We start from the raw sequence: 21,508 nt of genomic DNA, 5'->3' as shown, positions 1-21,508 counted from the left end.
GCAAAAAATAAAGCGGATAGGATAAACAGGCCAAGCCACTGTTATATACGCACCAGTGGCTAGGCTGAGTTATAAGCAGCTATTTTAGGTCAAATCGGTCTGCATTCATTACTTTGGTCCATACCTCAACAAAGTCACGGACAAACTTCTCTTTGTTATCATCTTGTGCGTACACTTCAGCGTAAGCGCGCAAAATAGAATTAGAACCAAAGACGAGATCAACGCGAGTCGCGGTCCATTTTACCGTGTCCGTATCACGTGTTTTTATCTCATATAGGTTCTCTCCACTTGGCTCCCAGCGATATGCCATATCGGTCAAGTTGACGAAAAAGTCATTACTCAAAGTGCCAACGTTATCGGTAAATACGCCATGCGATGTTTGCCCGTGATTGGTGCCTAGCACGCGCATTCCGCCGATCAGTATGGTCATTTCCTTGGCTGTGAGTCCCATCAGTTGGGCTCTATCAAGTAGCATTTCTTCTGGTTTTACGCTGTAGTGCTGTTTTTGCCAATTACGAAAACCGTCATGTACAGGCTCTAATACATCAAATGACTCAATGTCGGTTTGCTCGTCTGTGGCGTCACCTCGCCCAGCGATAAAAGGCACTTGGATTGATACACCAGCATTTTTAGCTGCTTGTTCAACGGCAGCGCAGCCACCCAATACGATTAGATCAGCCATGCTTACGGAAGGCGTAAAATTACTTTGCACGGTTTCTAATGCGGCGAGTACTTTCGCTAAACGCTCTGGCTCATTTCCAAGCCAACCTTTTTGCGGGGCTAGTCGGATCCTCGCACCATTTGCCCCCCCTCTAAAATCGGAATATCTAAACGTTCTTGCACTATCCCACGCGGTGGCTACTAATTCTGAAAGCGTCACATTGGTTGCTAGAATTTGTTGCTTGAGGGCGCTAATTTCACTGTCGTTTAGGGTGTAGTTAACGCTGGGGACGGGGTCTTGCCAAAGTAGATCTTCGTTAGGGACTTCAGGGCCAAGATAACGACTTTTAGGGCCAAGGTCACGGTGGGTGAGTTTAAACCACGCTCTTGCAAAAACATCGTTAAAATAGTCAGGATCGGCATAAAACTTCTCTGAAATTTTGCGATAAGCAGGGTCCATTTTCAGCGCCATATCGGCATCTGTCATCATCGGCATGCAGCGTTTGGATGCGTCTTCAGCATCAACCGGCTTATCTTCTTCTTTTATATTAATAGGCTGCCATTGCCATGCACCCGCAGGACTTTTAGTTTGCTCCCATTCGTACGTGAACAGCAAGTAGAAGTAGCCATTGTCCCATTGAGCTGGGTTAGTCGTCCAAGCGCCTTCAATACCACTGGTTACTGCATCAGAACCAATGCCTCGCGAGCTGTGATTCATCCAGCCAAAACCTTGTTCATGCAAGTCCGCGCCTTCGGGCTCTGGGCCTAACTCGTCGGCATTACCATTTCCGTGCGCTTTACCCACAGTGTGTCCACCTGCGGTTAGCGCAACCGTTTCTTCATCGTTCATTGCCATTCGAGCAAAGGTAACACGCATATCTTCAGCTGTTTTTAACGGATCTGGATTACCATCTACGCCCTCAGGATTAACGTAGATAAGACCCATCATCACAGCGGCAAGCGGGTTTTCTAAATCGCGTTCACCGCTATAGCGGCTGTTTGAATTATTGGAGGGAGCCAGCCACTCTTTTTCGCTGCCCCAGTAGGTGTCTTTTTCTGGATGCCAGATATCTTCTCGGCCACCGGCAAAGCCAAAGGTTTTGAATCCCATTGACTCATAAGCAATGTTGCCCGCCAGCACGATTAAATCGGCCCACGAAATACGATTGCCATATTTCTTTTTAATAGGCCAAAGTAAACGCCGCGCTTTATCTAAGTTTCCGTTGTCCGGCCAACTGTTTAGCGGAGCAAAGCGCTGATTACCCGTGTTTGCGCCACCGCGACCATCCGCAACACGATAACTGCCTGCAGCATGCCATGCCATTCTGATCATTAACCCTCCATAGTGTCCCCAATCTGCGGGCCACCATGGCTGTGAGTCTGTCATAAGTTGCTCGAGATCTTTCTTCAGGGCGGGGTAATCGAGGCTGTTAAATGCGCTTTTGTAATCAAAATTGGCATCCATCGGATCGGTCTTCGTATCGTGCTGATGCAATATGTCTAAGTTCAGGCTATTTGGCCACCACTGGTGCTCGCTATGCTCTGACGACGTATTTGCACCATGTGCAAAAGGACAAATCGACGGTGTGTTTTGCTTCTTATCCATGGGAGATCCTTGTTTGTTCGATGACGGAAGATTGCTAGGGCCTGTTTATCTTTTAAGTTTGTTTTTGCAGCAGTTTGATTGATATGTACATCGGGCAAGTTGTACGCCGTGAGCAAAACACGCTCTGAGGAACAAAAATCAAACAGTAAAGGTCAACAGGCCCTAGATAAAGGTAGTCCCGATAAGTGCTTTTTACCAGATTTCGGTGGCCTTAAAGGCCAATATTGAATACCAAGAGAGTGGTGACATTTGTGACTCTCAGGGTAGTGAACACGCCAAATCTGACTGATTACATGATTTTTAATTAGATGCTTGAATATTCAATAAAAGTAAATAAATATTGCGTAAATCGTCTGGAATTGTTTGTTGGAACGGTTTAATTGTGTTATCAGTATAAAAAGGCGCAATAAATAACCTATTTCATTCCCTGTAGTGATAATAAGAAACTTTCTATCGTCAGCGTCTACTTATAATTTGGAACGTTACAAAGGAAACCGTTATGACAATAACAAAACAAAAAACGACTTTGGCGTTGGCAATCGCCAGCTTGTGTGGTTCGGGCGCTATGGTGTGGACGGCCCCAGTGTTTGCCGAGGAAGCTGCGTCGGAACCCGTTGAAAAGATTATGGTGACGGGGTCGCGTATCGCGAGGGCAAACCTAAGTAAACCCGGTGCGGTAACCACAATATCGAGAGCGGATATCGAGCAAACCGGGTTTAAAAATATTGGTGATATGCTGCAAAATCTAACAGTTTCTGCCAGTGCTCCTAATGCTTCCCAAAATGAAAATACGTCGGGTGTGACAAACTTTGACTTGCGTGGTTTAGGCGCACAGCGCACGTTGGTTTTGCTAAATGGCCGCCGCTTACCAAACGGGGGAAATGGCGCGGATGCTGCAGTTGATCTGAGTGCTATCCCTACTGCGATTATTGAACGTGTTGAAATTTTATTGGACGGTGCGTCTTCTATTTACGGCTCTGATGCGGTGTCTGGTGTCGTCAACATTATTACTCGCCAAACGAGCGATATTTTTGAGGTCAGTGGCTCCATTGGCCAATCTGCTGAAGGCGATGCTGATACAACCTCTTTGGAACTCGTAACAGGCATTGTTGGTGATAAAGGGCGCTTTATGGTGAGTGCCAGCTACGATGAAAAACAAGAAGTGTATGCCGGTGACAGAGATTTTAGTCGTTATGATTTAACCCTCAATCCCGATGGCAGTTACGGTCAAGGCGGTAGCTCCGCAATGCCTTGGAGTAACCTGAAAGTCACGGATGAGAACGGCAAGGAAATATTTGTTACCCGAGGCCCTGAATATGGCGAGTGGCGTGAAACTATCTCCGATGCGTCACTTGCGCAAAATGACTTATATAACTACCAAGAACCAAGCTTGCTGCAAACGCCTTTTGAACGCTATAGCATGAGTGCGTTTGGGGAATATGATCTTGGCAATTTGAAGTTTTCGGATGACGTGGTATTCAATTTCGAGGCGCTTTATTCACATCGAAAATCCACAACCAATGGTGCGCCTCAGCCACTCGTTCCAGTTTGGGGTGGGTATTTAGATTTTACCTACTCTCCTGATAACTACTACAACCAGCAATTCGGTCCGAAAGACAAAGATGGTAATCCTTATGCCATCAATGATTGGCGTCGAAGAATGGTAGAAACCAATGGCCGTATGAACCATGTAGAAAACAGCCAGTACCGTATTGTGATGGCGCTCTCTGGTGATTTTAATGCAGATTGGAGCTGGGAGTTGGCCTACAATTTTGGTCGCAACTCAAACAAACGACTAAAAACTGGCATATTCAATTGGCCTGCGGCTAAAAATGCGGTTGGGCCTACTCACTTTGATGATCAGGGCGTGCTGCGTTGTGGTGCAACACCGGATGCGCTAATTGAGGGTTGTGTGCCGCTTAATATCTTTGGTCAACCTGGTACCGACTCCGAAATTTCCGAGGACATGCTAAATTACCTCTCTGGTGATTGGCCGGGGATCCAACAAGGTCATAACCAGATTAAAATCGCCAGCGCGAATGTAAGTGGCGTAGTGGCGAGTTTGCCTGCGGGCGACCTTGGTGTGTCTTTTGGCATCGAAAATCAAAAGGTTGAGGCGCGCAATCAAACAGATGCCGTTTCAATTAATGTTTTAGTCACGGATGGGTTAGGTAGACCAACTGGCGGCGAATACTCGCTCAATGAAGCCTACCTTGAAGCCGTTGTACCGCTATTATCAGATCATGATTGGGCGGAGAGTCTAGAATTAAACCTCGCGACTCGATATTCAGACTTTGATACGTTTGGCTCGACCACCAATTCAAAAGTCGGCGTATTTTGGGCGTTGAATGAGCAGTTGAGTTTTAGAGGGACTTGGTCACAAGCATTTAGAGCGCCTAATGTGGTGGAACTTTATAAAGGAAGTTTACCTGGTTTTGAAAATGGCGACGATCCTTGTGCCGTAGCAAATCCAAACCAAAACTGTGTTAGCACAGGCGTTCCCGCTGATGGTAGTTACCGAGAAACGATCGGACAGATCAGAACCAATACTGGCGGTAACACCGAACTTGACCCAGAAACCGCGACGAGCAAAACACTTGGGGTGATTTATCAGCCGAGCTGGCTTACTAACGGTTCAATCACCTTAGATTTTTATGACATCCAATTAAAAGATGCCATTGGCAACATTAGCGCGGTGACTAAATTGAGTGAATGTATGAATAATGGTTTGTACTGCGACTCTGTACATCGTGTTCAATCTGGAGAGTTTCAGGGGGTGATCACCGGCATCGATGTATTTAATGAAAACCTCAATGCGTTAAACCGTCAGGGGGTAGACGCGGAAGTTCGCTTTGACATCGGGCAGTTTTCACTTGGTGATTTGAGTACCGCGTTAAACTGGTCATTTGTGAGTAAACATGAAGTCATTGAACCGGGCCTTGCAACCAAAGATAGAGCCGGACAGCGCGTTAATGGCCAGATGGCGGTGCCTGAGCACAGAGTTAACTTTGCACTTAATTGGCAGCATGACGACTTTAGCGCAAGTTGGCAAAGTTACTACATCGGTTCGATGTTAGAAGAAGTATCGGTTAAACAAGGCGACCAAATCGTTAACTTTACCAATACGGTTGATAGCACGCTGACACATAATGCTCAAGTAACCTACCATTTTGATTCTGTTGATACTCAAATTACGCTGGGCGTTAACAACCTATTGGATGAAGCGCCACCTTTTGCGACGGGTAATGGAAATAACGCAGATCCCATTCATTCGTCTTTATATCTGGGTCGTGAGTACTACCTAAGATTTAAGACTGAGTTTTAACTTCACATTGTTTCCCTGTGAGAGTAAGGCAAAGCGGGCTATGTAAGCCCGCTTTTTTAGTTCGCAGTTTGGTGCGAAGTTTGTTCTGGCGAAGTTGCACTTGTGGTTTGCACAGCGGCGTTTATCCGTGACACTGCCTTCCAACAGATCAAGGCCATTAGTGCTATTAGTCCAATCACAATCGCGAAGTCTACTTTAGTTTGTAGCGGCAATAAACTGTATTGGTTACCGAAGTAGACCAAGTTCATCACTAAACTTAAACAATAGCAAATCCCACTTAGTCCTAATAACACCTTGCTAAAGGACAAAATATCTTTGGCAAATTGGCTACTTATCAGGGCGAAGAAAAAGGCTATAAACATAGAAGACTTGACGGTTTCTAATTTGTCGGCATGCGTCGCAGGAAGCAAAGTGGTTAATGTAAAGCCAACAGCAACGGCCAAAATTACTCCAATAAAGCTGCCGCTAGTCAGTCTTTTGACAAACATTAGGCTTTTAGGGCTTTGCTTTTTCTGCTTGGCTCGTTTGTCAATCCACATCAAATTGCCAGTAACAATTAAGTAGGCGGTTGCAAGACCAAGGCATAAAAACGCCAGTCGCATGCCATATCCTGCAAAATCACCAAAGTGGAGGCTTGCAATGGTAGATAGTCCCGCTCGTACCGCATTATCATAGTTGTTTTCTGTGAGGTAAATTTGCGAACTGTCACTTAGCTTATATTGAACTTCTTTAATATTTGAGAACGCATCGTTGCTTTTTGCTGTAAAGCCTACCACGGCATTCTTGTCTCCAAAATGGCTAATTTTAACCATAGTGAAGGTTACATCTCCAAGTTTAGCCTGTGCTTGAGCTCTTAGTTGATCGATGCCTTGCATCGACTGTGCTTCGTTTATTGCCTCAATTTTTGGCTCGTTAAATCCAGCCGCTTGCAGTAATGCAGTTTGGTTACCGCCATAGAGCAGCACGGCGTATGAAATTTGATAAATAATAACGAGGTTGAAAACAAGCCCTGTAAAGGCATACATAATGTGAAAAGGCAGACCCATTGTGCCAATCAGGTTATGAGCATCTAACCATTTGTCTTTTTTACCTTCGGCGCGATATTGAAAGAAGTTTTTAGCAATTTTGCGCCAATGGATCACAACACCACTTAGTATAGCAACGAAGAAAAATAACGTAATGACACCAACGAAGTAGAGCCCAGGCCTGCCTAGCCCTAAATCGAAGTGAAGTTCAAAAAGCAAAGTCGAAAACTCGAATGTGTCAGCATTGACGAGCACCTCACCAGATTGTGGTGAGACCAACAGGTGTTGATCTTGGTGATCTTCTCCGGTGATCGGGTGGGGCTGGTCTAAGTGGGTTGCGAAATATACTTCAATAAACGGGTTATGCGGCGTAGGCTCTCGCATAAAAAAACCATGATCGGTATCAACATCATATTGTTGTTGAATAGAGTTTATGGCTTTATCATAGGAAATTGTAGTTATTGACTCGCTTGATTGTACAGCCAGAGGTGCACGTTCCCAGCCCCGAATATTATCTCTAAATAAGCTAAGCGAGCCTGTGATAAAAACGATGAATAATATCGTTGAAATAATGAGTCCAATCCAGGCATGTGCTTCGGTTAATGATTTTAGTGTTTGATTTTTCATTATTTATCTCATTAACAGTAATGCTGTATTTAATAGCAGTGAAGGGATAAAAATGGCAAATAGTGGCTTGCAAGCGGCTTTGGCACTTGGAAATCCGTAGCCCCAAACGATAATGCCCGCCCAAATAGGAAAGGCCAAGATCAGACCCAGCATGAGTTTTGCCGATTCAGAAAATGGTAATAGCAAATTGAGATTTAGCACCAAAGAAATAGACAGCAATAATCCCAACGAAAACCCAAGTAAGGTTTTAGGCCACATAACTTATTCCCCCTACAAATAGAGATAACAAGAAGACCAATGTTGAAATGAGATAGAAGCGTTTAATTGGATATCCACTTAACAAAGTCACTGAAACTAAGCTAAACATCAAGATAACAAGTGCTGCTAACATTGCAGAGACCAAAGGGTACTGCAATGTTAAAATAACAAGGCCTGACAAATTTAGTAGAATGGCTACAGGGTATGCCGCGAGTTTACTAATAGGTGTAGCCAAAAATCGTTGTTTTGGACTTGCCAAATAGAGCAATACGGCGGCAAACCAAAACGGTATAATTGAGAAAAAGCTCATGATGGTGATAATCATTATTGTTTGCAATTGATTGTAATGATTATAGGGATATTCTTCAAGGCTTGAGTAATAATTGTCTCAAATTAGAGAAGTGAGTGACACGGTATTAGCAGGGTTACACTGCGAAACTGTAGAAATTCGCGGTTTATTCCCTGCTATTAAATATTTTCAGCTAAGTGTAAACGTACCTTGCATAATCGCGAAATGGCCCGGGAAAGAGCAGAAGAATTTGTAACTTTCACCTTGCTTTAACTGCTCGGTAGAGAAGGTCACTGTGGTTTGCTCGCCACCGCCAATCACCTTTGATACGGCTAAAACGCGGCTGTCGTTTGGTTTTATATAGCTATTATTTGCACCTGCCGACATACCATCGGTCGCAACAGCTTGAACATCTGCAGCTTTGCTTAACACCCAGTTGTGGCCCATGGTAGTGGCTGGCAATTTGCCCGTATGCTTTAACGTGACTGAAATTTCTTTACAGCTAGATGACGCACTGAGTGATTTTTTAGAAAACTGCATCATGTCGTTGGCTTCGATACTGAGTTCACATTCATTTGCTAATGCGGCATGAGAAAAAAGAAAGGCACCGAGGCTAAGCAATGTGAAGGAAAGAGAGGTTTTCATATTAACTCCTTAATTAAAAATCATTCTCATTATTATCTTTGCGGACGTGAATGTAAATGGATGCAGATCAATAAAACGGGTCTATGCTTGAGATGACTCTAATTAAAAAGTGATTTCAAAGATGAAAAAATACTGGCTGCTGCCATTGTTGTTTGCTCCACTATTTGTCAATGCGGCGACATCTTCTACCGTCACATTGGCTTCCGATTATTTATTTAACGGCGTAAGTCAAACTAAGGAAGACGAAGCGCTGCAAGTCAGTTTAGATTGGTTTGGAAAAAGTGGTTGGTATGCTGGAGGCTGGGTGTCTCAAGTAGATTTTGGTGATGGTACGGATTTAGAAGGAGATCTGTATGGTGGCTACAAATTTACGCTAACTGAAAAATTAAAGCTTGATGTTGGCCTCTCCCAATATACCTATCATGGTGATGATGTGAGTGCTGATTACAATTATGCAGAAGCCTTTGCAAAGTTTAATTATGGCCAGACAAATTTAGACTTTTGGTATGCATGGGATTACTTTGGAACAGGGGCTGCTCACGGGATAGTGATGCTCACGCATAGTATCCCAATTACAGATCGGTGGTTACTGACGCTCGGGGTTGATCATTCAATGAGCTTTGATAGTGATAAATACGAATGGGAGTCGGGTGATGATGACTATACCCACTGGCATCTAACTGGAACTTACTCGATTAGTACTTGGTCTTTTTCATTGGGTTATGAAAGCAATGACATTGATTCTTATGCAGATTCTACATTTGTGGCGTCAATCTCAAAAACATTTAACTTCTAAATTTACCTTTTATTAACTTTTGTGTTGATTTTAGTTGCGAATTGTACTTTTATATAGCTATATGATTGATGCTCCATAACTTTTTATAGGAGTAAGCAATTGATGAGGTAATAGTGATAAAAGCTATGGAGTCGCAATGATGAAGGGTACGATAAAACTAACAGCACTCTCTTTGGCGGTATTTTCTCGGTTTAGCTTTTCAAGCCCGCTAGAATTTGCCGGTGGTGCAGACATGTCTAAGTTAGTCGAGGCAGAGCACATATTGCCAAATCTCAATGACTATACAACAAACCTTGTGACCGTAAAAGGAGTGGTCACTCATGTTTGCAGAAAGTTAGGTTGCTGGATGACGCTGCGAGTAGCAAATGGCCTAGACGTAAATATCGAAGTTGAGCAAGGCGATATGGTATTTCCACTTGCTGCGATTGGCCGTGAAGCCCATGTGACCGGGCGCTTCGAAGCGCTAAACCAGCGCGCTTTGGCTTGCGTGAGTAAAGCAGACGATGAAACGGCACTTATGCGTTTGGGATTTAATCCAACGGCCGTAACCATTTCGCATTTAGTACAGCAGATAAAACACAGCTAGGCTCCCAAACGTGGTGACATAGAGGTTCTTAAAGCGAAACGCCAGTATTACCGCGACCGTTGCGGCGACCAAATAGGGATTGCTTGGCGTGATGGCAAGTTGCTTGTCCTGAATAAATACAATGGGTACCCAAATGGCAGTCAGTACGCAAGGGGCGCTAAAACTTAAAAAGCGTTGTAGTTTAGGGCCGATAGTAAAAGGCAGTTGTTTTGCCAAAAATAAATACCGAGTTGCAAACGTGACACAAGCCATGGCTAAAATAGTGGTGATCATACACGCTCCTTTTTACTTTGTAGCACATATCCTACCGACATTCCGAGCAGTGCTGAGGCGATTAAACCAAATTCAAAATGGATCAGTTTGAACACTAAGATAGTTACGGCCGACGTTAAACAAGCGCATAACACGGGTAATGCGTTAATGCTCGGGACCACTAAAGCAATAAATATTGCCGCAATCGCGAAGTCTAAGCCAAGGTTGGTCAAGTCAGGTAAAAACTGACCTGCGACAATACCAATGAGCGTCCACAGATTCCATGCAACATAAAAGCTACCACCTGCGACGAGCGCATACACGAGCCGAAGTTTGCCTTGATAGGCACGGTGGTGATGGGAAAACGCAAACAATTCGTCAGTGAGAAAAAACGCAATGGGGCCACGCCATTTAAGGGGCTTATCTATCATTTTGTTGCGGATCGCAAGGCCATAGAGTAAATGTCTCGCGCTAATAATAAAGGTAGTCGCAAGCAAGGTGATAAGCGCGGTGTCTTTGGCAATAAGCTCTATCGCCACTAACTGCGCCGAGCCTGCAAAAACTAATAACGACATTAACTGTGCTTCGAGCGGTGTAAAGCCATTTTGCACGGCAAGGGAACCACACAATATTCCCCAAGGAAGTACGGCGAGATTTAATGGCAACATATCCCAAAAGCCTTTGCATACTGCGACTTTCATATTAACAAGCCTTGCTATATTGACTGGGAGTGATCCCCATATTCTTTTTAAAATGACGGTTGAAATGGCTTTGGTCATAAAAGCCTACACTTAATGCTGCATGGGAAACACTTTTGCCACTACGCAGTAATGCCTTGGCATGATTAAGCCGGTGTTGTATTTGAAAGGCATGGGGAGTGAGGCCGGTGTGGGCCTTAAACACACGAATAAAGTAAAAGGGACTCATGCCGACAAGGCTCGCTAAGGAGTCGAGTGATACATCTTCAAATAAATTATCCAAAAGAAAATGGCGTGCAGTGGTAATTCGTTGCTTCACCGAAGGGGTTTTTGTATCGAATGTGACTTTGCCTTGCTTATTGCTTAAATAAGATAGCAGAGTAATAAGCTGAGACTGCTTTTCAAGCACGCTGGTATCACATTCTAAGACGTTAAAAGTGGTGTCCATGAGTGCCGCAAGCGCTCGGTCGTGTACCACTGCATCATGGAAAAAAGGAGCTATTGCCTTGCCATCACCAAGAAACTGATTAAATAGTTCAGGCGTTGGGTAGAGTGAACGGTATGAAGACTTATCTTTTGACGCCTTTCTGCAATCGTGCACCTGCTCTGCATTAATCAAAATGACACTATGCTGACTAGCTAAGTGTTCACCGCCGCTGCGGTAGAATCGCTGTGCACCACTATCCACTAAGGCAAGCGTATAGCCGCTGTGGCTATGTCTACCAAAGTCTTCCTGCTTATCAATGTTGTGTAGTACTTCTAGGCCACCGAGTTCACGATGAAAACTAAACTTTGAGTGTTGCATAATTCTCTCCCCCATTGATGAAAAGCGTATCTGTCTTCACTCAAAAAGTCTTGTACAAAATTGCACAATGCCACAAACAATAACCGGGTTAACAACGCCTAATGCCAAGTTTCTTTTTTAAGCACGTTAACAAGGCGGTGATTGATTAAGCATTGGCCATCGATTACTTTAAGCTCGTCTTCATACACACCGTTAAATACGGTGATTGGGGCATCTGATTGAGATTTTGGCTGCTGATAAAGAACAAAGTAGCTTTTAGCACTAAACTTATTTGCCTCGATAGGTTGAATATCGGCACTGGTTATCATGTGCATACTTTTTGTTGTTTTTATGGCTTGTTGCTGCCTTATTGTTATTTCTTCAGCACCAGTAATATTGATATTGAGTGCTGGGATACTAAATGTTGCATCCTGTGTAAAAACACTTTTGTATGCTTGCGTTGAACCCGAATCTCGATATTTTATGTAATTGTGTAGTGTCGCTTCACAGAGGCGCTGGTTACTGCTTGGCTTGGTGGTCATGCAACCACTCATAACACCTGCCGCTGCAACTAAAAGGAAATATGATTTCATAACGTGACCCTAATTTTTTCTCAACCTGAGGTTTGGATAAGGAATGAGCTGATTCATTGTTTTTAACTCACGTAAAATTATTCCCGTGTCTAGCCAGAGAGTTTTGGGGATAACACCGCTTCCGCGTCCTGCTCTCGCTAAGGTACCTACATCCTGTAGGCAAGACGAATTTACGCACCAATAGCTGGCTATTGGAAGTGAATTCAACGCAGTTAGCGCTAAAACTGGCTGCTAGAAAGGCATTAATTATCCGAAGCTCAGGTTCGATAATCTCAGTGAATTTAACCGTATTGTCAACCAAGCTAAAGCGTATGATTTATCTTGACGTAACGATTGCGTAAACATGTAAAGCCCCTTTACAGCTTTTTCTGCTGCGGTTTTATTAGATGCTACTGATCTGTTAAGTGTGTATTTATAGCATGCAGATTTTCACCTTATGACAATTTAATATTGACGAATAAATTAACTTAGTTTACTTTTGTGAAAGCGCTTACATTTTGCGTGTGTTTTTTTAACTCCATTTGTAAGCGCTTACATTTGTTGCTAGGAACGCGCTGAGTAGTCTTCCAGCGTATAGCTAAATAACCTGCTCTGAGAAACGATAAGTTAATCGACAGCTTATCTAAGCCTCAGGTTAAATAATAAAGTTCTTAGCATTCAACCATTTGACAACGACGTTTTGCATCGGGGTAACTGATGAAAATTGCAGCAAGAAAATTAACAAGGCTATGTACCGCAATCTCTGTGGCTATCATAGCGGGATGTGGCGGAAGCGCCGAGACAGAAACTAATTATAAATCCGTTGATACCACAGCGCCGGTTTCAGACTGGATGCTAGTGTGGAGCGATGAATTTGATAGCGATGCGATAGATACATCTAAGTGGACGCACGAGGTAAATTGCGACGGCGGTGGCAACAATGAAAAACAGTGTTACACCGACAGTGAACAGAACGCGTTTATTGCCGATGGCATGCTGAATATTGTCGTTACCCCTGCGCAAGCAGGCGCACAACTGCCGTATACCTCAGCAAGATTGAACACCAAATATAAAGCTGACTTTAAGTATGGCAGATTCGAAATGCGGGCCAAGCTACCAAGCGGGCAAGGCAGTTGGCCCGCGTTTTGGATGTTGCCTACGGATGAGGTTTACGGTGGCTGGCCCAAGTCTGGCGAAATAGACATTATGGAAGCGTTAAACCTCAAGGTCGCTAGTGAAGATGGCTCGGTTGAATCTAACGTGCATGGCACGCTTCATTACGGCCGTGATTGGCCTAATAATGTTCACACCGGTAAAGCATACGCCATACCTGATGGTGTAAATCCAGCCGATGACTTCCATACCTATGTTGTGGAGTGGCAAGAGGGAGAGATTCGTTGGTACGTTGATGGTTATCTCTATGCCACGCAACGTCAATCGGAGGTTCGTTACAACTCAAAGCAAGAAGCGGTTGGTTTAAAACACCGTGGATGGTTTGCTGAATACTACGAGCAAGGCTCTGGCGAGCTGGTTACTCATTGGGATAGTGCGCCTTTTGATCAACAGTTTCACCTTATCTTAAATCTTGCCGTTGGCGGTGATTGGCCTGAAAACGTTAATAATAAAGGTATCGACTCGGACGCCTTTGTGAACGGACAATCGTTTGTGGTTGACTATGTCAGAGTGTATGAATGCGGCTCTAACCCTGAAACGGGCAAAGGATGTGAAACGGTGCGCCCAGGCTACGACGACCTTGAGAATGCGTTAGTCGAAGGCGAAGCACCTATTCCGTCGCCACCTTCTTCGGGTACCGCTAAAAACCTAACCATCTTTGATGATAATTTTAACGTTAACTGGCCAGCTTGGGATTGTTGTGGTGGCTCTACGCCTGCATTGGTTGCAGACGAAAGCCGTGGCAATGTTGTTGAGTTTGTGGTCGGTGAGACGCCAACCGTAAATGGCTTTACCAGTCGTGCCGAATTTATCACAGATCCAAGCGGTAAAGCCTCGCCATTTGATGCAACGAGTATGCTAGAAGCGGGCTATATTCGGTTCGATATGCAAGTGACGCAAATGCCTTCAGACCCAAGCGCAGCATGGAAATTTAAAGTTGAAAGCCAAGGTGCTTCTAGCGCTGCTGAACTCGATCTTTTTGCAAGCGTTGAAGGACAATCACCAGCCGCAGGCTCGTGGCAAACTTATACCTTCCCACTACAGCAGTTGGCTGATGCAGGACTTGATGTGTCAGCTATTGATGTAGTGATGCTCTTCCCTGCATGGGGAGCTGGTAATGGTGCTATCTATCGTGTTGATAAGGTTGAGATTGCACAGGATACAAACTTACCTTCGTTGACCTTATTTGAAAATGCCATTAACGCTGAGTGGCCGCTTTGGGATTGTTGTGGTGGCTCGACACCGACTGAAGTCTCTGACGATGCGACGCATGGTATTGTTGCTGAATTCACGATTGGTGACACACCAACGGTAATGGGGTTTTCGTCTCGAACAGAAGTGGGCGGAGCTGGAAAGCCGTTTGATGCAACTGCAATTTTAGCAGGTGGCGTAGTACAGTTTGAGATGAAAGTTATGAGCTTACCGTCAACGCCTGATGTCCCTTGGCTACTTAAAATTGAGTCTGATAACGCCGCGAGTGCGGTTGAGCTACCACTGTCTGAATCACAAGAGGGTGTAGCGCCACAGGCCGGTGAATGGCAAACCTATACTTTCTCAATTGAAGCTTTGGCTCAGGCTGGTCTTGACCCAAGTGCAATTGATGTGGTGATGATTTTCCCAGCTTGGGGCTCAGGTAGCGGTGCGGTTTATCGTGTTGATAACGCAAAAATCTTTCATCCTGACGGTGACAAGGCGAGTGGCGGTCTAAGCTTATTCAAAGATCAAGCTGCTGAGCAGTGGTCAATTTGGGATTGCTGTGGTGGCTCTACACCCACAATAGAAGTAGACGAAGATGCAGCCCATGGTCAAGTTGCGCAATTTGTTATTGGTGCAACTCCAACTGTGATGGGGTTTTTAGCGGATGACGATGTCTATTATGATGCTTCCCATTTACTAGAAACTGGCGTAGTTAAGTTTGATATGAAGGTGACTTCAGCACCTGCAAATATCGACGCTCAATGGCTGTTTAAAATTGAGTCAAATGATGCTAGTGCGGCGGTAGAGCTTGCTCTAAACCAAAGCGCTGAAGGTCAAGCTCCAGAAGTTGGCAAATGGCAAACGTATACGTTTCCACTTCAAGCTTTGTACGATGCAGGACTCGATATTAGTGCCATTGATGTCTTGATGGTATTCCCCAGTTGGGGAATGGGCGAAGGTGCCGTTTACCGCATAGACAATGTTGAAATCATCAGTCAATAAGCCAGTGTGGATCGCCAATAGTGCTTTGAACTCGGTGATCCAGCAGCAAGAATAAAATCGCAGGGCAGTCATGAAGAACAAACAATTCAATAAAAGTAAGCTTGCCGTTCAGTTGTCGCTGGCAATAGCGATGAATGCGGGTATGGTCAGCATAGCTCAAGCAGAAGAGCAACAAACAGCCGAAAAAGTCGAAGTGATCGAAGTGAAAGGGATCCGCGGAAGTTTGATCCGTTCAATGGATTTAAAGCGCTCCGCATCGGGGGTTATGGATGCCATTTCGGCAGAGGAAATGGGGAAATTTCCAGACACCAACTTAGCCGAGTCTTTACAACGGATCACCGGTGTTTCGGTCAGCCGCACCAACGGTGAAGGCAGCCAAATTACCGTACGTGGTTTTGGGCCTGATTTTAACTTGGTGACATTAAATGGTCGCCAAATGCCGGGCACTGGTAATACTCGTTCGTATAACTTGGAAAACCTAGCCGCAGAAGGCGTGAGTGCGCTTGAGGTATATAAAACCGGACGTGCTGATGTACCAAGTGGCGGTTTAGGGGCTTTGGTCAACATTGTCACGGCTAAGCCACTACAACGCCCAGGGCAACACTTTAGCGCAACAGCAAAAGCGATTGTTGATACCTCTAACGAAGCGGGAGATGATGTTACACCTGAGGTTTCCGCGGTTTATAGTAATACCTTTGCCGATGAAACCTTTGGTTTTGGATTTTCCTTCTCCCATCAGCAACGTGATTTTCAAAAGCAGCAAGCCAATATTCAAGGCTGGCAGGCCAATGTTGATCTACCTGATTTAGACCCATCTAAAATCATTGATGGCCGTGCTGAAGATGCCGAGGGTAATAAAGTCGGAAATTACTTTTTTCCAAAAGACATGAACTACGGCATTGAAGATCTAGAGCGAGAAAGAACGAACGGTCAAGTTACCTTTCAATATGCACCGACTAACGGTTTTGTTGCCACCTTAGATTATACGGCAAGCCTTGCCGTAACTGGCTCTAATACGGTGGGTTGGGGTATTTGGAATGAGTTTGGCGGTAATATAAATGCCTATGAGTTAGATGCCAATGGCACCGCGGTTTATGCCGATATTGGCGGTAATGATGCGTCGTTCACTGCAAATAGAAATACCACGGAAGTCGAGGCGCGTTCACTTGGATTAAATCTGGACTGGCAAATTAACGATAATTGGCATGTAGAGCTTGATTATCACGACTCGAAAAACGAAACCGATAATGGCGCAGATAAAGGTTTGGGTAGTGATGGTCAAATCATCTTAGGCTCAGATCAGTTGCTCACTAAGATTTATGATTATCGGCAGGGCGAAGTGCCACATGCAAATGTGCTTTGGAAAAATGGCACGAATGAACTCATGGCAAGTGAAATTGATTCTAACTTTAGCCAATTTATTCATTCTCCCGGAGAGGCGACAGTCGAGCAGTTACAACTTGATGCCATTTGGTTTAACGACAGTTTTGATATTGGCCTAGTGAGTGTGCAGTTTGGTGCAGCTCGTACTGAACAGTCAACTGGGGGATATGAAGCGTGGAGTGGTCTACGAGGAGGACCGGGCTTTAACCCTTCGTTTAGAGAAATTTTCCCAGATAGCATGTTTACGCGCCATGAAACTGGCGATTTGCTAGACCAATTCGCTGGTGGTGGCAGTGACCTACAGCCGGGGTATTACTATACCTATGACTTTGATGAAGCTATTGCAAGGCAGCTTACGTATCTTACAGAAGATGTGATCGGTGCTGACTACTACTCGGCGGATGCCTATTTTGATGGCATAGACAGCCAAAGTCGAGTTGATGAAACCACTGACAGCATCTACTTGCAATCCAAATGGGAGTTTGAATTTTCTGACTACTTTATGCAAATCAACGCAGGCCTACGCTATGAACAAACGGATGTGACAAGTGTGGTGCGTCAGCGTGTGGAAACGCAAGTGAATTGGGACAGTCCATCTGAATGGATTATGCAATACGCTGCAGGCGGTGATGACAATTTCTTAACGCAGCAAGGGGATTACGACATTCTATTACCGATGATCGATGTGCGTTTTGATATCACCGAAGATTTAATTGCACGAGCGTCTTGGGGCAAAACAATGTCGCGTGCGCCGCTTAGCAATCTTGCGGGTGGCAGAAGTTTGTCAGGCAGCCCAAAACCGGGAGCAAGAACTGGCTCTCGAGGCAATACAAATCTATTACCGTTTGAGTCGACCAACCTAGATTTTTCACTTGAATATTATTACAACGAAGGAAGTTACGCGTCACTTGGCTACTTCAAAAAAGAGGTCGATAACTTTATTCAAACCACAATCACGCAAACCACCATTGAAGGTCTTTACGATATTTACAATGGTCCAAGGTATAAACAAGCGATTGCAGACATTGAAGCCCGTGGAGAGCAGGCAACCAGTGATGCCATTTTTGCGCAAATGATCGCCAATGGTCACGGTAATGCCGATGGCAAAATTGAACCAAGCAGTGACGATCCATTGATGGTATGGAACATCAGTCAGCCACAAAATACCGATAGCAAATCGGTTGATGGTTTTGAAGTGGCGGTACAGCACTTATTTGGTGAAACGGGTTTTGGTCTTGGTGTTAACGCAACTTTTGTTGATGGCGATGTTGAGTTTGATAGTGAAAGCTTAGTGCAGCAAGCACCGCTGACGGGGTTGAGTGACTCGGCTAACTTCCAAGCATTTTACGAAAAAGACGGGTTATCGGTGAAGTTAACCTACGCATGGCGTGACGCTTATCTTATCGGGGTAGGTCAAGCGCAGGGCTCGGCAGATGCACCACCGCAATATGCCAAGTCTTACGGTCAATGGGACGTGAGTGTGAATTACGATATTGATGAGCAGTTTACGGTGTTCTTTGAAGGTATTAACTTAAACAATGAAACCGAGCAAGGATATGGTCGTTATGAAGCGCAATTCTTATTTGCTCGTCAATACGGTCCGAGATACTCGGTTGGTGTGAGGTATACTTTTGAGTGATCTTTTTCGCATCCGTTCACTAGGGCCTGTTGACCTTTGCTGTTTGATTTTTGTTCTCCTGAGTGTGTTTTGATCGCGACGCTCGACTTGCCGCCTAGTAATCTAAGCAAAAGTTGAGCAACAATGAACAAAGCGCACTCAGGGGAACCCAAAGGGCAGCGCTTGATTGGCATTTCTACTGTGTTATCGCCTAACTTACATAGAATAACTATGCTACGCAGGCTCTGCCTTGTATAAATACCAATCAAACTGCTGCAAAAACAAACTTGAAAGATCAACAGGCCCTAATACCAATTTCACTTAATTAAGCAAATTGACATAATACCAATTGAATTAATTCTCTAATCAATTTGAAGGGTGAAATAGCATATTAGCTTCGTTAAAAATTTCTCATTTAGAACAACTAAATAGCAAAATTTTTGCCTTGCTACTAAAGCTATTTCCCCGCTTCAAGATAGATCATTTACTTAATACAACTGGTATAAAAATGCAGACCGATGAGTCTGCATTTTTTTTGGCTCTAAACTACTTACTTTAGTAGGGGCGACTTTATGTCGCGCTCATCCAAGCGCATATTGCATAGGGAAATGATAAGGCTGAGTTCGAAGAAGGTTTTTTTGATAAACTCAGTACGTAGCTCCCACCTATCGCATATTACTTTGTAAATTCATGATTTAGTGTGATGATGCAGTGAGTGTGAATCGGACATGTTTGCGGGGTTGATGTTTTGGACAATTATTTGCTGTTTGTAGGTGTCGCTTTGGCGACAATTTTGTTACCAGGGCCTGCGGTGATGCTGACTATCAATAACTCAATTCAAAGAGGCTTTGCCAAGTCTTTAGCTGGTATTTGTGGTGTCGCGCTCGGGATTTTGATTGTCGCTGCGGTATCGGCATCAAGTTTAGGTGTGATCTTAGCCAGTTCGGTGTTGGCATTTACGGTCGTTAAATTTATTGGCGCTGCATATCTTTTCTATTTAGGCTACAAAATGTGGCGAACTAAAGGTGAAAGTAAAATAGGCAAGTCTATTGCTGCAAGTACGATGAAAAAGTGCTTTTTAGAAGGCTTTTTTGTTTCGATCACCAATCCTAAGGCTGTTATCTTCTTTATGTCTATCTTTCCGCAATTTATCAATGTGGAAAATGCCTTTATGCCGCAATTTATGTTGCTGGTTTTTACCTTTAGCCTGCTGGTGTTTATGGTGCATATTTCTTATGCGGTGTTTTCTGGCCTTGCTAAGACTAAATTGTCATCACCGAAGAGCATGACGATGATGAACAAAGTGAGCGGTGGCGTGTTTTTTGGGTTTGGCGCCGGTTTGGTTGCCGCCGGTAAGTAGTTTGAGTGGCTTGAAAATGTAAGCATACTCCCTTTTCCCGCGAGTAGTTAAAGGGAGCAAAGCTTGGATTCGGCATCGCTTAGCTCCGCACTGCAGCAGGCTTACTCGCCTTAGTGCGACTGGTTGGGCTATTTAGATTTGAATAAGCGCTTGAAGCACTCATTAAGCCAAAACAACCCAAAGTTGTTAATATGCCAATGACGACGTAAATAATAAAATCGATTACCATGATGTTGCTCATATTTAGTTCCTCTCCGTTGGTACAATGTGCATTAAATTTTGTGGGTATCTACGTGTGATTCGACGACACGGAAACTCTGTGGGACCTCAAACTGAGGCATTAAGTTAAAAACAATCGCTGGGTACTTAAACTTTCTGTTTCTTGATGCGCTTGTAGGGCTTAAACAAGTGATATAAAGCGGCTCGCCATCCAAATTAAAATGAAAATTATTGCTGCAATCTGACGATTGAGAATGCGGCCCTCTAGGCGTGCTCTGCGAAACTAGGTTTTGCAATTCCTGCAGTTTACGCCAAACAGACTTATTAAAGTCGCTGTCATCTAAGTGTTGGCTCTGCTCNCCCGCCACAAACGCGGCACTTTTCATGCTGTCAAAATCTACCTTTTCGACAAAAGAATAGAGGCTCGTTATCAAACTAAAGTTGTTGTGTCTTGAGGTGAGATCGCCAAAACCTAAAACCTCAACATGGTTAAACGCTAATTCGGCTCTATTACCACCACAAATGCATGGAAATTGCTGCTTGTTCACGAAATCAATAAAACTATCTTGCAGCTCGGGTTGTGGTGTCATGTTTTATGCTCCTAATGTTGTTATTTGCGCTAGTTGGTTTTGGTGGTTTCCAATGCTGAATGGCGAAATGCATCTACATTGTTTATCTATCACTATGTAAGCAAGGCTCGAACCACAAATTCAAATATTTAAGTTGCTGAATTTAATTGGTTTTTAATCTTCTCGTTTTAATGGGGTAATTTTTTCACGTTTTATTCAGGTAAGAAGTACACGGTTGTAAAAATTGGTAACGGTGGGTTTTTCGCTTCGGGCAAGGTTTACCCAGATTGGTTGTTATTGTCCGAGTAAAGGTAAGTTTTTGAGGTTTTTATAGTCCATTGCAATGGCGATACAGCGGTAGAGTAGCGCGGCTGGCATGTCTTCTTCCAGTTTAAGGACTATCGCTCGGTTTCCTTCAAACTGTAACTCGTCGGAAAATAGTACTCTAAATGTATCAACTAGCTTCGTTTGACAGTGAAAATAAAGGTGATAGTTGGTAGGCGTTTTGGCTTTCCAAGCCATACGGAAAGGACTACCCGATTTAACATTAAAGCTTAACTCTCCCCACTTTATTGCCTCAATCACTGCGCCAAAGTTTTGCTCACTGGCAACCTGCATAACGAGGCTACGCAGTGCCCTGATTTTTGCTTGTGCAGCAGGTGGATAGGTACTAATCACTTGTTCGGTTATGTTTGACACTCTGGCTCTTCCTTGGTGTTAGCTCATTTAGCTCATAAAGTAGAGTATTAAATTGAGCAGGTGAGGGCAAGTGTGCTCTTGGTGTGACTTTTTAAATCGCTTGTTTGTGCCCTGTAAAAAGAATAAACGAGCGCATCAGACAATTGGCTTACCTTAGATCTTTTA

General features: G+C 44.2%; 17 protein-coding genes. 6 read left to right on the top strand and 11 right to left on the bottom strand.

All coding sequences use genetic code 11. The features are described 5' to 3' along the window. Window positions 1-79 precede the first annotated feature (79 nt). On the bottom strand, window positions 80-2,266 hold the full coding sequence (gene katG / locus CKO50_RS17675; RefSeq protein ID WP_095729236.1) for a catalase/peroxidase HPI: 2,187 nt from the start codon (window positions 2,264-2,266) through the stop codon (window positions 80-82). A gap of 499 nt (window positions 2,267-2,765) precedes the next feature. Between katG and CKO50_RS17670 the strand changes: the two genes are divergently transcribed. Continuing rightward, window positions 2,766-5,591 (top strand): TonB-dependent siderophore receptor, encoded by a 2,826-nt coding sequence (locus CKO50_RS17670; RefSeq protein ID WP_095729235.1) that lies wholly within the window; start codon window positions 2,766-2,768, stop codon window positions 5,589-5,591. A gap of 56 nt (window positions 5,592-5,647) precedes the next feature. Here the strand turns inward: CKO50_RS17670 and CKO50_RS17665 are convergent, their stop codons facing one another. The 4 genes from CKO50_RS17665 to azu form a co-directional block, all read right to left on the bottom strand. Next, entirely contained in the window at window positions 5,648-7,243 is a 1,596-nt protein-coding gene (locus CKO50_RS17665; RefSeq protein WP_095729234.1) for a PepSY domain-containing protein, read from the bottom strand. A 3-nt stretch (window positions 7,244-7,246) separates the two neighbouring features. Then, on the bottom strand, window positions 7,247-7,501 hold the full coding sequence (locus CKO50_RS17660) for a hypothetical protein (protein WP_095729233.1): 255 nt from the start codon (window positions 7,499-7,501) through the stop codon (window positions 7,247-7,249). Next, window positions 7,491-7,826: a hypothetical protein gene (locus tag CKO50_RS17655; protein ID WP_095729232.1), complete on the bottom strand. Its 336-nt coding sequence runs from the start codon at window positions 7,824-7,826 to the stop codon at window positions 7,491-7,493. Before CKO50_RS17655 ends, CKO50_RS17660 begins: the two co-directional genes overlap by 11 nt. Before the next feature lie 153 nt (window positions 7,827-7,979). Beyond that, window positions 7,980-8,435: an azurin gene (azu, locus tag CKO50_RS17650; protein ID WP_095729231.1), complete on the bottom strand. Its 456-nt coding sequence runs from the start codon at window positions 8,433-8,435 to the stop codon at window positions 7,980-7,982. Between the two features lie 121 nt (window positions 8,436-8,556). Here azu and CKO50_RS17645 point away from each other — a divergent pair, with 121 nt between their 5' ends. Together CKO50_RS17645 and CKO50_RS17640 are read left to right on the top strand one after the other, a co-directional pair. Further along, window positions 8,557-9,231, top strand: a complete 675-nt coding sequence (locus CKO50_RS17645; protein ID WP_095729230.1) for a TorF family putative porin — start codon at window positions 8,557-8,559, stop codon at window positions 9,229-9,231. 136 nt (window positions 9,232-9,367) lie between these two features. Then, window positions 9,368-9,817 carry a DUF4920 domain-containing protein gene (locus CKO50_RS17640; RefSeq protein ID WP_095729229.1) on the top strand — a complete coding sequence of 150 codons (450 nt, stop codon included), beginning with the start codon at window positions 9,368-9,370 and terminating at the stop codon, window positions 9,815-9,817. Here CKO50_RS17640 and CKO50_RS17635 read toward each other — a convergent pair. The 4 genes from CKO50_RS17635 to CKO50_RS17620 form a co-directional block, all read right to left on the bottom strand. Beyond that, window positions 9,791-10,090, bottom strand: coding sequence for an AzlD domain-containing protein (locus CKO50_RS17635; protein ID WP_039491726.1), 300 nt, complete (start codon window positions 10,088-10,090; stop codon window positions 9,791-9,793). The two genes, CKO50_RS17640 and CKO50_RS17635, sit on opposite strands and share 27 nt — an antisense overlap. Further along, entirely contained in the window at window positions 10,087-10,770 is a 684-nt protein-coding gene (locus tag CKO50_RS17630; protein ID WP_095729228.1) for an AzlC family ABC transporter permease, read from the bottom strand. Before CKO50_RS17630 ends, CKO50_RS17635 begins: the two co-directional genes overlap by 4 nt. Window position 10,771: 1 nt before the next feature. After that, window positions 10,772-11,572, bottom strand: a complete 801-nt coding sequence (locus CKO50_RS17625) for an AraC family transcriptional regulator (RefSeq protein WP_010607478.1) — start codon at window positions 11,570-11,572, stop codon at window positions 10,772-10,774. 98 nt (window positions 11,573-11,670) lie between these two features. Further along, on the bottom strand, window positions 11,671-12,144 hold the full coding sequence (locus tag CKO50_RS17620) for a nuclear transport factor 2 family protein (protein WP_095729227.1): 474 nt from the start codon (window positions 12,142-12,144) through the stop codon (window positions 11,671-11,673). A gap of 696 nt (window positions 12,145-12,840) precedes the next feature. Here CKO50_RS17620 and CKO50_RS17615 point away from each other — a divergent pair. The 3 genes from CKO50_RS17615 to CKO50_RS17600 all read left to right on the top strand — a co-directional run bounded on the left by CKO50_RS17615 (window position 12,841) and on the right by CKO50_RS17600 (window position 19,856). Beyond that, entirely contained in the window at window positions 12,841-15,495 is a 2,655-nt protein-coding gene (locus tag CKO50_RS17615; RefSeq protein ID WP_095729226.1) for a glycoside hydrolase family 16 protein, read from the top strand. A gap of 70 nt (window positions 15,496-15,565) precedes the next feature. After that, entirely contained in the window at window positions 15,566-18,517 is a 2,952-nt protein-coding gene (locus CKO50_RS17610; RefSeq protein ID WP_095729225.1) for a TonB-dependent receptor, read from the top strand. Window positions 18,518-19,277: 760 nt separating this feature from the next. After that, window positions 19,278-19,856 carry a LysE family translocator gene (locus tag CKO50_RS17600; RefSeq protein WP_237116970.1) on the top strand — a complete coding sequence of 193 codons (579 nt, stop codon included), beginning with the start codon at window positions 19,278-19,280 and terminating at the stop codon, window positions 19,854-19,856. Between the two features lie 272 nt (window positions 19,857-20,128). Here CKO50_RS17600 and CKO50_RS17595 read toward each other — a convergent pair whose 3' ends face one another. Beyond that, the gene (locus CKO50_RS17595) at window positions 20,129-20,665 is read right to left on the bottom strand and encodes a YqcI/YcgG family protein (RefSeq protein ID WP_095729222.1); all 537 of its coding nucleotides are present in this window, start codon (window positions 20,663-20,665) and stop codon (window positions 20,129-20,131) included. Between the two features lie 273 nt (window positions 20,666-20,938). Beyond that, entirely contained in the window at window positions 20,939-21,343 is a 405-nt protein-coding gene (locus CKO50_RS17590; protein ID WP_095729221.1) for a DUF1801 domain-containing protein, read from the bottom strand. Between the last annotated feature and the right edge of the window lie 165 nt (window positions 21,344-21,508).

It is taken from the genome of Pseudoalteromonas sp. HM-SA03, from assembly GCF_002289345.1.
Classification (GTDB): Bacteria; Pseudomonadota; Gammaproteobacteria; order Enterobacterales; family Alteromonadaceae; genus Pseudoalteromonas.
The sequence above is the reverse complement of the archived record's forward strand: the minus strand, read 5'-3'. Positions and strand labels throughout refer to the sequence as shown.